The organism is Ferrimonas lipolytica, assembly GCF_012295575.1.
GTDB classification, from domain to species: Bacteria; Pseudomonadota; Gammaproteobacteria; order Enterobacterales; family Shewanellaceae; genus Ferrimonas; species Ferrimonas lipolytica.
In genome coordinates, this window is the sequence record NZ_CP051180.1 from 64134 (window position 1) to 77230 (window position 13097).

Genomic DNA, 13097 nt, shown 5'->3' on the forward strand with positions numbered 1-13097 from the left:
TTGGAGGATAACGTGAATAACTCAACGCTTAATCGCCGCGGCTTTATTAAAAGCGTGGGCGTTGGTGGCGCTGCACTGACCGTGGTTGGTTGCAGCTCTAACAACGACACCGCTGATACAGATAAGCCCCACTACGTAATGGTGTTCGACCAAACCAAGTGTGTTGGTTGTGGCCGCTGTAAGGACGCTTGTAACAAGGTTAACTTCCTACCAGAAGGCATGGCTCGCTTAGACTTAGAGCGCCAAACTGACCGAGTTGAAGGTGAGGTTTGTCCTAAATGTGGCAAGACCGAATGTAACTGTGAACGCAAATACGTGCGCGTATCGTGTCAGCAGTGTCAGAACGCCCCTTGTGTGATGGTGTGTCCTACCGGTGCTGCTCATCGTGATGAAGAGACTGGCATTGTTACCATGAACCCAGACACCTGTGCTGGCTGTAAGTACTGCATCACAGCGTGCCCTTACAACGTTCGTCAGATCAACCCAGACACCAAGGTCGCCGACAACTGCGATTTCTGTTTACACACCAACCTTGCCAAAGGTGAACTGCCGGGCTGTGTGCAAGAGTGTAAGTTTGGTGCGCTGAAGTTTGGCAACGCCAACGACAAGTCCTCTTACGTCTCTAAGCTGCTGGCAGCGAAGAACACTGAGCGTGTGAAAGAGCACTTTGGTACTGATCCAAGCCTGTACTACATCGCCATCACTAAAGAGGAGATTTGATCATGACTGGCATCGATTTCTCTACCGGTTTAGGCGGCACCGTTGCGTGGCCTTGGCCGATTGCCGTTTACCTGTTTTTCGCTGGGATCTCCGGTGGTGCGTTAACCATCGCCTTGATGATGCGTTTTTACAAGAACCAAACTGACAACACGCCACTGCTGAAAGGCGCCACCGTTGCTGGTTTCGTTGGTATTGCTCTGGGTATGTTGTGTCTGGTTCTCGACTTAACCAACCCGCTGTTCTTCTGGAAGATCTTGGTTTTCTATAACTTCCAGTCAGTAATGAGCTTGGGTGTGGTTGTATTAATGGCGTTCATTCCGCTGAGCGCACTGTTGGCCGCTTACGCTTTACGCGAAGAGCTGAATCAACTGCCTAAATCACTGCACTTCATATTGCCAGTGGTCGATGCATTAGTACGCTTCCGCCGCCCATTGGAGATGTTGACTCTGGTACTGGCTATCGCCGTCTGTGCTTACACCGGTTTCCTTATCTCAGCGTTGATCCGCTTCCCGTTGATCAATACTTCAGTGTTGCCAGCGTTGTTTGTTGCCTCTGGCTTGTCTGCTGGTGCAGCGGTAGCCAAGGTATTGGCAGTGAAGTTCTTCAAAGAAGATCTGCACAGTGCTGAAATGAATGTATTGCACAAGGTTGAGTGGCCAGTAATGGCGGTTGAAGCTCTGTTCATCTTTATGCTGTTTAGCAGCTTGATCTTTGGTGGCAGCGCCGGCAGTAACGCTTTGATGGCATTCTCAGGTGGCGTTTGGACCAATCTATTTTGGTTTGGTGTAGTTGGCTTAGGTTTTGCGTTACCACTGTTGTTTAGCTTTGGCTTAGGCAAGAAATTTGCCCACTCTAGCCAAGCGTTCTATATGACCAGCGCCAGTGTGGTTTGCGGCATGATGTGTTTGCGGATGTTCCTACTGTACGCAGGTCAGATCTACTCAATCTAATTGACAGCCCGATAACTAGATCGAAATCCCAAAGCCTGCTTATGCAGGCTTTTTTAATGCGCTAGGTTAATTGCGCCGTAGCTCGCCCCATTGAAGCTCATTGCCTCCTGAGAATATGGTCTGCGTGATTAGCGTAGGTTGTTACTGTATTTTTGTGATCTTAGTGTGAATCTCGATTCGCTAAAAGATCTAAAAAAACCTAAAAAAGAATGAAAAAGTTTCAATTAATTTGAAATAAATTACTGTTTTTAAAGTGAATTAATTTTCCCTTAAGTTTGATTAGTGAACGCTAAATGAATTGTGTTCCCAGCTCACTTTTTCTTGGTTGTTATTCGGCAAAATGCGTTTCGGTTACTTGCGGTGGCCAGAGAAAAACTGACTTCTGCTGGCCATTTAGCGATAACGATAACTAGGAGAGAATGATGAAAACCTGGAAAACCAAAGCAAGCCTTGTTGCTGTTCTGTGCGCTGCTGCACTGGGCGCTCAAGCAAGCGGTCACAGCGATGCGCCAGATATCGGCCCTCGCAGTGCTGACGGCCATCAAATGTCCCCGCAATCTCGCGGTGTATTTGCTAACCCTAAACCAACGTTAGAAACTCGCGGTGTACGAACACTGCACGACTACATCATCACTGAAAAAGAGATGTGGGATTTCTTGTTTGAAAATCACCCGATTTTCAAAACCTACATCCCAGAAGGTCGTATCGTCGGTAAGCCACACATCTCTGACCGTGGTGAAGAGTACCTGCACACTGGTAACTCCGAGCAATACACTGCAGATTCTGATGATGGTTCTCACCGCACCAAAGCGGTTCAGTACCGTTTGGGCGCTAAGTCTATCTTGGACTTCCCTAACAAGTTCATCGGTCCTGAAGCTTGTGGCGAGTGTCACGCGGTTCAGTACGAAAAATGGTCTCGCTCCCGTCACGCTAAAGTGGTTCGTTTCCCAGATGAAATGGAAGAAGTTGGCGGCGATCTGAAGAAGCCTGCTCACGGTGGCAAAAACGGCCTGCTGCCAGAAGGTATCACTGCTGATGCCATCTACGCGGTTATTGGTACTCCACGTACCAAATACGGTTTCTTGGATTCTTACCTAGTACGTGGTTCTTACACCGTACGTGGCGGCTTGCTGAAAGACGGTACTGGTACTGTTCACGCGGGTTCTAACCAGTTCTCCATGAACTGGACCACCTTCCTGACTCCTGAGAAGGCGCGTGAGATTGCTGAAGTGATCCCAACCTTCCCAACCAAGATGGAAGAGTTTGGTAACTCTGGCTCCAACACCTGGGGTGTTAACTCCTACGGTGCTAAGCAAGACAAAGAGTTCTTGTTCCAGCCAGCTTCTTCTTACTGTGAAGTGTGTCACACCTTCAAGTTCGATTACCAAACCAAAGAAGACTTCTTCGCTGATCTGGGTAACCCAGAAGCGTTGCGCGAGCACACCATCTCTAAAGGTATCTCTTGTGAAGAGTGTCACGGCGCTGGCGCTCACTTGGATGGCGGTGTAGGCGGCGGTATGCCTTCTAACTGTGAACGTTGTCACCAGCGTTTCAACTACGTGTCTGATATGGCTGAAGGCCCTAACGCCAAGCCTGAAGATGGCTTTAACGTGAAGATGAAGGGTTCTTGCCCATCTTGTGGTACCGAAGGTTCCCAGATGTTCAACTCCGCTCACTACGAAAAAGGCATGCGCTGTACTACTTGTCACGATCCACACGAAGTGACTGAAGGCAGCTACCTGACCAGCGTTACCAAGACCAACCTGAAGAAAGAGTGTGAAGACTGTCACGCTACTCAGCTTGAGTTCTTTAAGACCAACGCACCTCACGGCGAAAACAGCTGTTCTTCTTGTCACATGCCGAACATGGGCTCTTGTGAGAAGTTCACTGCGATCCAGTTCCCAGACCAAGCAGGCTTCGACAACGTTCGTGCTTCGCACATCTGGAACATCAAAGTGGATCCAATCGCGAAGACTCTGAACCCGCCAGAAGGCAAGCCACGTACTTCTGACGTGAAGGGTTGGACTGTAGCGAAAGACGAAGACAACCACGCTTACCTTGATTTGATGTGGACCTGTGCTCGTACTTCTTCACAGGACATCACGGTTCTGAACGGTAAAGGCTGTCACTCTCAGTTCCAGTCTGAGTTGGATGAAGGCTTGCACTTCGAAGACCAGAAAGAGATCTACGGTGAAGTAATGGAATGGCAGGGTCCGGTACAGGAGCTGCACGCCAAAGTTATTAACCAGATCGCTCGCATTGACGAACTGATGAACATCACTCGCCTGTCTATCTCTGAGAAAGCCAGCGTAATGATGATGGTAGACAAAGCTCGCCAGAACGTTGCTCTGATTGAGAAAGACGGTTCTTGGGGTGTTCACGGTCCTGCCATGGCGAAACGCCTGATGAACGAAGCGTGGATCTTTGTACAAGATGCTCAGCAGACCATGGACAACGCTGGTTACGACAAGTCGTAATTAGTTAATCCAGATAACCCCGGCGCTTCGGCGCTGGGGCTTTTCGAGAAGATACCATGCGTACATTGATTGCAATTTTATTCACCTGTTTAAGCATTTTGCCTGTTTCGGCCTTGGCCGGCAGTGGTGATGATATGGCGCCAGCGCAAGCGTACCGCTTAACCCTCGATTTCATCACCATGCAGGAAGCGGAAAGCTTGGTGGGTCAAGAGGACGTTTACTTCTATGACGTCAACACACTGGAGTTATGGGCCGAAGGCTTTATCCCTGGTGCGGTGCACTTTTTTGTAGAGGATTGGAAGTCTCTATTACCCGAAGACAAGGATGCTCACCTTATTTTTTACTGCGCAAACCGTCTGTGTAACGCCAGTGAAATCGCAGCGTATTCTGTGATGAAACTTGGTTACACCCACGTTCGTCAAATGCCGGACGGTATATTTGGTTGGCGCATGTCTGGTCGTCCGACCGAACAACCTTAACAGTCGTATTGACCACAAATTGAATTAAGCGAGAGAGCACAATGAAAACTTTGATTAAACCAACTTTAGCTGCCCTATCTGTTGTGGTAGCGATGGCTAGCCCTCTAGCACTGGCAAAAGCTGACTTAAACAGCGATGCCGACAAAGAATCTTATGCCATCGGTGCTTCTCTTGCGAAGTACACCGCTGGCCAATTAGCTACTCAAGAAGAGATGGGCCTAAACGCCAACATCGATCTGATTATCGAAGGTTTCGCCGAAGCGTTACGCCAGCAGCCCCAGCTGGACACCGATACCATGTTAGACATGTTGAACGCTCGCGCCATCCGCTTGAATGAAGCCCAGCAACTGCAAAAAGCCGCGTTCATTAAAGAAAATGAAAAAGCCGGTAAAGAATACTTGGCCAACAACAAGAAGTTGGATGGCGTAATTGAGACTGAATCCGGTCTGCAATACCAGGTACTGCGCAAGGGCACGGGTCCGAAGCCTGCGCCAGAAGACGTGGTAACCGTAAACTTCGTTGGTAAGACCATCGAAGGTTTTGAATTTGAAAACACCTTCGCCAAGGGTGCCCCAGCTCAAGTGGCGTTGATCAACGTAATTGATGGTTGGAACGAAGGTCTACAGCTGATGAAAGAGGGCGGTAAATACCGCTTCGTAGTGCCAGCGGAACTGGCTTACGGCAACCAAGGTATGGGTGACATCAACCCGCAATCCACGCTGATTTTCGATATTGAGTTGGTGACGGTGGATGAACCTGGGGTGAACAACCCAATCAAACAGATGATGCATGGCATGAGCATGGATCAGGCTCTAGGCCACCAAGCAGCCGAGTAAGACCAACATCATGCTACTGATTATTTTAACCGCCATTCTATTTGTTGCCGCTGCTGTTCTTGGCTGGCAACACCGACGCATTGTGGCTGCTGATGACAGTGCGTTAGCCATCCTGCCAGAAACGGCTGTGACTGTGGTACCGGCTATACCGCGTTCCGCTCTTGCTGTGTCGGCATTGGCCATTGTGGTGGTTGGACTCAGTAGTACGTTGTATCTGCAAATGGGTCGCTACCACGACCACTTTACGCAGAGCCCGGATCGTCAGTTGGATTACGTCTTGCGTGCGGAGCTACAGCAACTCGCGCAAGACGCTAATACCAGCGTTGAGCTGCAACAGTTGGCGCAAGGGTATGCCAAGGTTGGCCAATACGACCAAGCCGTTGCGACCATGTCGCGGTTGTTGGAGTACTTCGAACCGACAAGCCTCTACTTGGGGCTGCAAGCGAAGTTCAGCTACTACCGCGATGGCCGCGTTATCAGTGTCGAAACTCAACAACTGATCGACCAAAGTTTAGCGCTCAACCCTGTTGAGCCTGAAACTCTGTTGCTGTTAGCGAACCACGCTTACCTGCAACAGGATTACGCCCTCGCTATTTCTCACTGGCAAGCGTTGCTGACCGCTGCGCCAGTAGGACTAGACCAAACGCCGATACGACGCGCGGTGGCAAACGCCCAAGCCAAGCTTGCGGCGGCCAATTTATAACGATGATGATGGACTGCTGCTTTCCGCTTTTTGTGGTGCAGCATTGGAGGATAACGTGAATAACTCAACGCTTAATCGCCGTAGCTTTATTAAAAGCGTAGGCGTTGGTGGCGCTGCACTGACCGTGGTTGGTTGCAGCTCTAACAACGACACCGCTGATACAGATAAGCCCCACTACGTAATGGTGTTCGACCAAACCAAGTGTGTTGGTTGTGGCCGCTGTAAGGACGCTTGTAACAAGGTTAACTTCCTACCAGAAGGCATGGCTCGCTTAGACTTAGAGCGCCAAACTGACCGAGTTGAAGGTGAGGTTTGTCCTAAATGTGGCAAGACCGAATGTAACTGTGAACGCAAATACGTGCGCGTATCGTGTCAGCAGTGTCAGAACGCCCCTTGTGTGATGGTGTGTCCTACCGGTGCTGCTCATCGTGATGAAGAGACTGGCATTGTTACCATGAACCCAGACACCTGTGCTGGCTGTAAGTACTGCATCACAGCGTGCCCTTACAACGTTCGTCAGATCAACCCAGACACCAAGGTCGCCGACAACTGCGATTTCTGTTTACACACCAACCTTGCCAAAGGTGAACTGCCGGGCTGTGTGCAAGAGTGTAAGTTTGGTGCGCTGAAGTTTGGCAACGCCAACGACAAGTCCTCTTACGTCTCTAAGCTGCTGGCAGCGAAGAACACTGAGCGTGTGAAAGAGCACTTTGGTACTGATCCAAGCCTGTACTACATCGCCATCACTAAAGAGGAGATTTGATCATGACTGGCATCGATTTCTCTACCGGTTTAGGCGGCACCGTTGCGTGGCCTTGGCCGATTGCCGTTTACCTGTTTTTCGCTGGGATCTCCGGTGGTGCGTTAACCATCGCCTTGATGATGCGTTTTTACAAGAACCAAACTGACAACACGCCACTGCTGAAAGGCGCCACCGTTGCTGGTTTCGTTGGTATTGCTCTGGGTATGTTGTGTCTGGTTCTCGACTTAACCAACCCGCTGTTCTTCTGGAAGATCTTGGTTTTCTATAACTTCCAGTCAGTAATGAGCTTGGGTGTGGTTGTATTAATGGCGTTCATTCCGCTGAGCGCACTGTTGGCCGCTTACGCTTTACGCGAAGAGCTGAATCAACTGCCTAAATCACTGCACTTCATATTGCCAGTGGTCGATGCATTAGTACGCTTCCGCCGCCCATTGGAGATGTTGACTCTGGTACTGGCTATCGCCGTCTGTGCTTACACCGGTTTCCTTATCTCAGCGTTGATCCGCTTCCCGTTGATCAATACTTCAGTGTTGCCAGCGTTGTTTGTTGCCTCTGGCTTGTCTGCCGGTGCAGCGGTAGCCAAGGTATTGGCAGTGAAGTTCTTCAAAGAAGATCTGCACAGTGCTGAAATGAATGTATTGCACAAGGTTGAGTGGCCAGTAATGGCGGTTGAAGCTCTGTTCATCTTTATGCTGTTTAGCAGCTTGATCTTTGGTGGCAGCGCCGGCAGTAACGCTTTGATGGCATTCTCAGGTGGCGTTTGGACCAATCTATTTTGGTTTGGTGTAGTTGGCTTAGGTTTTGCGTTACCACTGTTGTTTAGCTTTGGCTTAGGCAAGAAATTTGCCCACTCTAGCCAAGCGTTCTACATGACCAGCGCCAGTGTGGTTTGCGGCATGATGTGTTTGCGGATGTTCCTACTGTACGCAGGTCAAATTTACTCAATTTGATATACGCTAAAACCGTAAAGTGTGATTGATTTAAATTAAAGCCTGCTCTGCAGGCTTTATTGTTATACAACGATTAAGAAAAGAGCCGCTCCCTATGATTAAAAAGATTTTTCTGCCGATTTTGACGGTTATTGCGCTGTTTGGTTTAAGCGCGTGTAACTCAGCTGAATCGTCTGATAAACCAGTAAAAACTGTTGACCTTAGCATCGACGATTCGCGCCGTTGCCACCAGTGCGGCATGATGATTACTAAGTACCCTGGACCGAAGGGCGTGATCACCATTAATGGCCAAGATGAAACCTTAGCGTTCTGCTCTAGCCGCGACATGTTCCAGTTCGCGCTGCAGCCACAGAACCAACGCCAAATCGAAACCATGCATGTTCACGATATGGGTAAGACCGAGTGGAGCAAGCCGGATGATAAGGCGTTTATTGATGCCTCCAGTGCAGTGTATGTATACGGCACTACCGCCAAAGCGGTAATGGGTCCTGCTGTTGTACCTTTCTCATCCAAAGAAGCGGCTGAAGAACATATTGCTATGTTTGGTGGCAAGCTTTACAGCTTTAAAGAAATCACCTTAGACCTGCTGGAAAAGGGCGCTATGGGTGGTGGTCATCATCATAAACACTAAGGTGTATCGGCTGGCGTTGTTACTGGCGTTATTGCTGGGCAGCAATGGCGTGATCGCCGCGACCTGGCTGGTTAACGATGACGCTAGCCTTGCAGCGGCGTTAGCTAAAGCAAAAGCCAAAGATGTACTGACGTTGGCGCCTGGGCTGTATCAAGGTGGAGTGGAGATAGCTACTGCGGTTCGCCTAGTTGGTACTGGTGATGCGGTTTTTGATGCTCAAGGGATAGGTTCTGGGCTCATTATTAATGCCAGTGACGTTGCAGTGAGTGGGATATCTGTACGCAATTACGGCGGCGATCTCTATAACAAAGACGCTGGCATTTTAATCGAGGCAGGGCAGAGCAATATTACTCTGCGCAACAATCTACTCAGCGGTCCCGGTTTTGGTATTCGTGTCGACGATAGCAACGGCATCAATATCAGTGGCAATACTATCCACGGCGATGTGGCCGTGCCGGTCATCATGCGTGGCGATGGCATTCATCTTAAGCAAGTGAATGATATCGTGGTTGAGGCTAATCAAATCGATTCGGTGCGAGACGCAATCTACCTCGAAACAGGCAAAGGTGCCCGCATTGATGACAATGTGGTGCGTTTTAGTCAGTACCCAGTCCATTTTATGTACTTTGACAACGCCACGCTTAATGGTAATCGCTCCGATGACAGTGATGGTGGCTACGCCTTAATGAGCTCGGAAAACATTGAGCTTGATGACAATCAAGTCAGTGGCGCCCGCGAGTTTGGCATATTGTTGAACATGTCGACCGCCTGTGAGGTACTAAATAATACCGTAGAAGCGGTGATTAACCCCCGCGCAAAAGAGATGTTTGATGGCGAAGGCAAAGGGGTGTTTATCTACGGAGCTCGTGATAATTCGGTGCACCACAATCGTTTTATCGGCTCTGAGATCGGTATTTCGATGGCACTGGGCGGTGAAGGTAACCTGATCTACGGTAATCAGTTTTTGGGTAACCAACAACAGGTGAAATACGTAGGCAGCGGTGCAGTGAACTGGAGTTACCAAGGCGAAGGCAACTATTGGGATAATCACCAAGGTTGGGATCTAAACCGCGATGGCATCAGCGATCAGGCCTTTGTTCCTAATGACGCACTCGATCGTCTCTTTTGGATCTATCCAGAAGCACGCTTCTTAATGGACAGCCCGGTAGTAGCGCTGCTGCGTTGGCTTGATAGTCAATTAAGCAAGCCCGCGCCGACAGGGGTTTACGATCCATTTCCGTTGATGGTGCAGCGCGATAGCAACCCCATCAACCCATTACTTACATCTGCTGGGAGAACCGGCGGTAACGACATCTAATGCCTAACTTGGGGCAGAGTCTCCAGCGCTGTGATAATGCGCTGACTTATTGGAACGGGTATAGATGACAAACGTAGTTGAAGTGACCCAACTGGGGAAACACTTCAGTGAACAGTGGGCGCTACGAGGGCTTAGCTTTTCCCTAGCGGAAGGCGAGTTGTTGGCGTTGCTGGGCCACAACGGTGCGGGTAAAACCACACTGATAAAACAGATTTTAGGGTTGGTTGTTCCAGATGAGGGACAAGTACGGGTGTTGGGCAAGGATCCCGCCGATAAGGCTCATCGTGGAGAGTTGTCGATGGGCTATCTGCCCGAACAGGTCAATTTGTACGATAACCTCAGTGGGTTCGAAGTACTGCAGTACTTTGCCAAACTACGTGGTTGCAATGATGAACGAGTTGACGCGCTTCTACAGCAACAGGGTTTAGCGGCGGCGGCTCATCAACGTGTCGCGACCTATTCCAAGGGGATGAAACAACGGTTAGGGTTAGCCCAAGCGTTGCTAACTAAACCGAAGCTGCTGCTGTTGGATGAACCAACGGTAGGGCTTGATCCCAGTGCTTCGATGGCCTTCTATCAGCAGATCGCAGATCTGCGGCAGCAGGGCACGGCGGTGATCATCTGTACCCACGAATTAACGCTGATTGAGCCACACCTAGATCGAGCATTGATCTTAGCCAAAGGCCAAAACCGAGGCTTAGGTACTCTAGTTGAACTGCAACAACGCAGCGGGTTGCGGAGCAAACTACAGTTGCCTGACAGCTTGCCGCCGTTGCTGGGTAGTGATCCGTACATCAGGCAGTACGATCGGAACGAACATGCGATTCATTTCGCCCCAAGCGAACAGGCTGAACTGGTACAGCACCTCTGTAATCATTGTGGTTGCAGTGACTTTTCTATTGCTACCGTTGGCCTTGGTGAGATTTATCACCACTGCCAACAACAGGAGCTGAGCCAATGAGTATGACTACAACTGTTGCTGGGAAAGAGTTCCGCGATGGGGTGCGTAGCCGCTGGCTGCTGTTGTTAACCATACTGCTGACGGCACTATCGTTGTTGATCTGCCATTTTGGCGGAGCTGGGCAGGGCAGCAGCGAATTGGTGCCACTGGAGCAGATGCTGCTGTCGTTGAGTACTTTGATGGCGGTAATGGTGCCGCTGATCGCTATTTTGATCAGTTACGACGCCATTGTTGGTGAGCAGGAACAAGGCACGCTACTGTTGTTGTTAAGCTACCCGTTATCGCGAAACCAACTGCTGTTGGGAAAGTTCGTCGGCCATGGGGCGATTTTAGGATTAACGTTGTCCCTGACGTTTTGCATTAGTGCGCTGTCGCTACTGCCCTATAACGTTGATGTCGAAGCCGTTGCGCTAGGTTTTGTCCAACTCGGTTTTAACAGCTTGTTACTCGGTTTGGTATTTATGGCATTAGCGCTGTGGTTGAGCTGCCGTGCGATAAGCAAAGGGCGGGCACTGGCTCAGTTATTTGGAATTTGGGTGACCTTAGTTTTGCTGTGGGATCTGGCTCTGTTAGCTCTGTTAGTTGCGGATGCGGGCTTCGCTGGCGTCGTCGGTTATATGGTATGGTTTAATCCCGTTGACCTGTTCCGATTAACAACCCTACTCGCCCAGCAGTCGGAGTCGGTAACAGGGGCATTGTCGTTGTTTGCTGATGTGGACCTTCATTGGGGAATCGCCACTACCGCGTTGTTCTCATGGCTGTTTTTATTGGGCTTTGCGGCTGCTAAGCAATTGGCAACTAAGTAACAATGGAAAAAACAACAGAATGATCGATGATAATGGGATCTTTGATCATTTTTGCTTACTCGGCGGTATAGCTCGGTAGTTAAGTGCGCCGATGATCACGGAAAGATCTGGCCCAATTAGGGATAATTTTTGGATACATACTGCTTTAAAACGTGTTTTGTGCACGTGAGTTTTGGGAGAACTTAGGTGAAGCTGACCCCTGATGCTGTGTTAGATCAACAAGCTAAATTGCTGCGCGACAGCAACAGTGGTGAAGAGATCAGCTTAACATTTGCCGAAACTAAGGTATTAGCATGCCTTGCCGAATCGGAAGGAGAGATCATCTCGAAAGAGGATCTGCTTCAGGTTGGCTGGCCAGAACGAGTGGTTGCAGCTACTTCGTTGACGCAATGCATTAGTACCCTGCGAAAGAAGCTTGAGCCTTATCCCCAATTGCAATTAAAAACTCTGCCTCGTCGCGGCTATCAATTACATATTGAGCGTCCCGTGGTTGCACCAGTAGAGCCAGAGAAAGCGCCGGAGGAGGCCAAATCTCCACGCACCAATACTATGTTGGGCTCCTTTATGGTGGTGTTGCTGTCGGTGATCATTTTTGTCTGGTACATGAGTGATTATCACCACATGCTACAGGAGCGTTTGCAGTGGCAAAGTGACAGCAAAGTTACCCTAAATGTCGGTGGCATTCGGGGTGATGCCAAGCTGTTTTATCGTGGCGATAATATCAATGTTGAAGCCAACATGTGGCAGAAGCATTTGGCCCCAGAGCACAATCATGCGGATCTATTCCGACGTTTTGGTGCTTTCGCTAGTTCCGATGGCAACAACTACTCGATTGGGATCTGTCCCGATTACGTTGAGGGTTATTGCTCAGGCAAGAAATTGTTGAACATTGCCGCCACTGAACATAAGCCAGCAGGGCTTAACTTTGATAAGTTTTTGACCACTCGAAAGGTTATGGAAGACCGGATTAAGTACAACCGGATGCCGATGTTGCCGAACGACGGTTATCACGGTGAGGTGTTGGAGCATTACTACCACACTAATATTTACTTCCCGGTTGCCGACCAACTGTTGGTTCGGGCTGATTTTAGTATGTCGTTCGTCTATGAGGCGGAGAACCGAGGGGTATTCTTCTCATCTACCTGTTTGACTGACGAAACCTGTGAAACCACTCCGGTTAAGTACAAGATGACTGGGCGCTTCGAACAATATGAGCAACATATTGGTGATGAGGTCGTTGAGGTATTTCATGTAACGCTTACCTCCAAAGAGCTAACTGAACCAGAAACAGTGAGCCCTGCGGCACTAAACTTCTATCGCAAGCTGCGCAAACAAAGCATCTTTGATGAGGAGTTGTATTTCTACCGAGTCTATCAGGATGACGATACCGCGGTATGGTTGGTGCCACTGATGGGGGATCTGTCGGTATGGATGACTCGCTCCAAGCTAGCGATGTGAATTAGCACTAATACTGCGCCAAATAAAAACGTCAGCCCTAGGGCT

Annotated in this window: 13 protein-coding genes; all 13 read left to right on the forward strand. The window is 49.5% G+C overall.

From position 1 onward, the window contains the following. The first annotated feature begins 12 nt into the window (after positions 1–12). The 13 genes from HER31_RS00280 (at position 13) to HER31_RS00340 (ending at position 13052) form a co-directional block, all read left to right on the forward strand. A complete protein-coding gene (locus HER31_RS00280) occupies positions 13–720 on the forward strand; it encodes a 4Fe-4S dicluster domain-containing protein (RefSeq protein WP_168658737.1) in 708 nt (235 codons plus the stop codon). A 2-nt stretch (positions 721–722) separates the two neighbouring features. Further along, entirely contained in the window at positions 723–1670 is a 948-nt protein-coding gene (gene nrfD, locus HER31_RS00285; protein ID WP_168658738.1) for an NrfD/PsrC family molybdoenzyme membrane anchor subunit, read from the forward strand. 422 nt (positions 1671–2092) lie between these two features. Continuing rightward, complete coding sequence (locus HER31_RS00290) at positions 2093–4147, forward strand: cytochrome c3 family protein (protein ID WP_168663039.1); 2055 nt, start codon at positions 2093–2095, stop codon at positions 4145–4147. A 56-nt stretch (positions 4148–4203) separates the two neighbouring features. Next, positions 4204–4626 carry a rhodanese-like domain-containing protein gene (locus tag HER31_RS00295; protein ID WP_168658739.1) on the forward strand — a complete coding sequence of 141 codons (423 nt, stop codon included), beginning with the start codon at positions 4204–4206 and terminating at the stop codon, positions 4624–4626. Between the two features lie 41 nt (positions 4627–4667). Continuing rightward, the gene (locus HER31_RS00300; protein ID WP_168658740.1) at positions 4668–5462 is read left to right on the forward strand and encodes an FKBP-type peptidyl-prolyl cis-trans isomerase; all 795 of its coding nucleotides are present in this window, start codon (positions 4668–4670) and stop codon (positions 5460–5462) included. 10 nt (positions 5463–5472) lie between these two features. Further along, the gene (locus HER31_RS00305; protein ID WP_168658741.1) at positions 5473–6165 is read left to right on the forward strand and encodes a tetratricopeptide repeat protein; all 693 of its coding nucleotides are present in this window, start codon (positions 5473–5475) and stop codon (positions 6163–6165) included. A 55-nt stretch (positions 6166–6220) separates the two neighbouring features. Further along, positions 6221–6928, forward strand: a complete 708-nt coding sequence (locus HER31_RS00310) for a 4Fe-4S dicluster domain-containing protein (protein WP_168658742.1) — start codon at positions 6221–6223, stop codon at positions 6926–6928. A 2-nt stretch (positions 6929–6930) separates the two neighbouring features. Further along, positions 6931–7878: an NrfD/PsrC family molybdoenzyme membrane anchor subunit gene (gene nrfD, locus HER31_RS00315; RefSeq protein ID WP_168658738.1), complete on the forward strand. Its 948-nt coding sequence runs from the start codon at positions 6931–6933 to the stop codon at positions 7876–7878. A gap of 97 nt (positions 7879–7975) precedes the next feature. After that, the gene (locus HER31_RS00320) at positions 7976–8509 is read left to right on the forward strand and encodes a nitrous oxide reductase accessory protein NosL (RefSeq protein ID WP_238786919.1); all 534 of its coding nucleotides are present in this window, start codon (positions 7976–7978) and stop codon (positions 8507–8509) included. Continuing rightward, positions 8487–9827, forward strand: a complete 1341-nt coding sequence (nosD, locus tag HER31_RS00325; RefSeq protein ID WP_168658744.1) for a nitrous oxide reductase family maturation protein NosD — start codon at positions 8487–8489, stop codon at positions 9825–9827. The genes HER31_RS00320 and nosD overlap by 23 nt, the downstream gene beginning before the upstream one ends. Positions 9828–9891: 64 nt before the next feature. Further along, positions 9892–10788 (forward strand): ABC transporter ATP-binding protein, encoded by an 897-nt coding sequence (locus HER31_RS00330; protein ID WP_168658745.1) that lies wholly within the window; start codon positions 9892–9894, stop codon positions 10786–10788. Beyond that, positions 10785–11594: an ABC transporter permease gene (locus tag HER31_RS00335; RefSeq protein WP_168658746.1), complete on the forward strand. Its 810-nt coding sequence runs from the start codon at positions 10785–10787 to the stop codon at positions 11592–11594. The genes HER31_RS00330 and HER31_RS00335 overlap by 4 nt, the downstream gene beginning before the upstream one ends. A 186-nt stretch (positions 11595–11780) precedes the next feature. Next, positions 11781–13052 (forward strand): winged helix-turn-helix domain-containing protein, encoded by a 1272-nt coding sequence (locus HER31_RS00340; RefSeq protein WP_168658747.1) that lies wholly within the window; start codon positions 11781–11783, stop codon positions 13050–13052. Positions 13053–13097 lie beyond the last annotated feature (45 nt).

Bases quoted from the DNA above. Each gene is read 5' to 3' on its own strand.
- nrfD (WP_168658738.1), top strand. From the start codon at position 723: ATGACTGGCATCGATTTCTCTACCGGTTTAGGCGGCACCGTTGCGTGG.
- HER31_RS00290 (WP_168663039.1), top strand. From the start codon at position 2,093: ATGAAAACCTGGAAAACCAAAGCAAGCCTTGTTGCTGTTCTGTGCGCT.
- HER31_RS00295 (WP_168658739.1), top strand. From the start codon at position 4,204: ATGCGTACATTGATTGCAATTTTATTCACCTGTTTAAGCATTTTGCCT.
- HER31_RS00300 (WP_168658740.1), top strand. From the start codon at position 4,668: ATGAAAACTTTGATTAAACCAACTTTAGCTGCCCTATCTGTTGTGGTA.
- HER31_RS00305 (WP_168658741.1), top strand. From the start codon at position 5,473: ATGCTACTGATTATTTTAACCGCCATTCTATTTGTTGCCGCTGCTGTT.
- nrfD (WP_168658738.1), top strand. From the start codon at position 6,931: ATGACTGGCATCGATTTCTCTACCGGTTTAGGCGGCACCGTTGCGTGG.
- HER31_RS00330 (WP_168658745.1), top strand. From the start codon at position 9,892: ATGACAAACGTAGTTGAAGTGACCCAACTGGGGAAACACTTCAGTGAA.
- HER31_RS00335 (WP_168658746.1), top strand. From the start codon at position 10,785: ATGAGTATGACTACAACTGTTGCTGGGAAAGAGTTCCGCGATGGGGTG.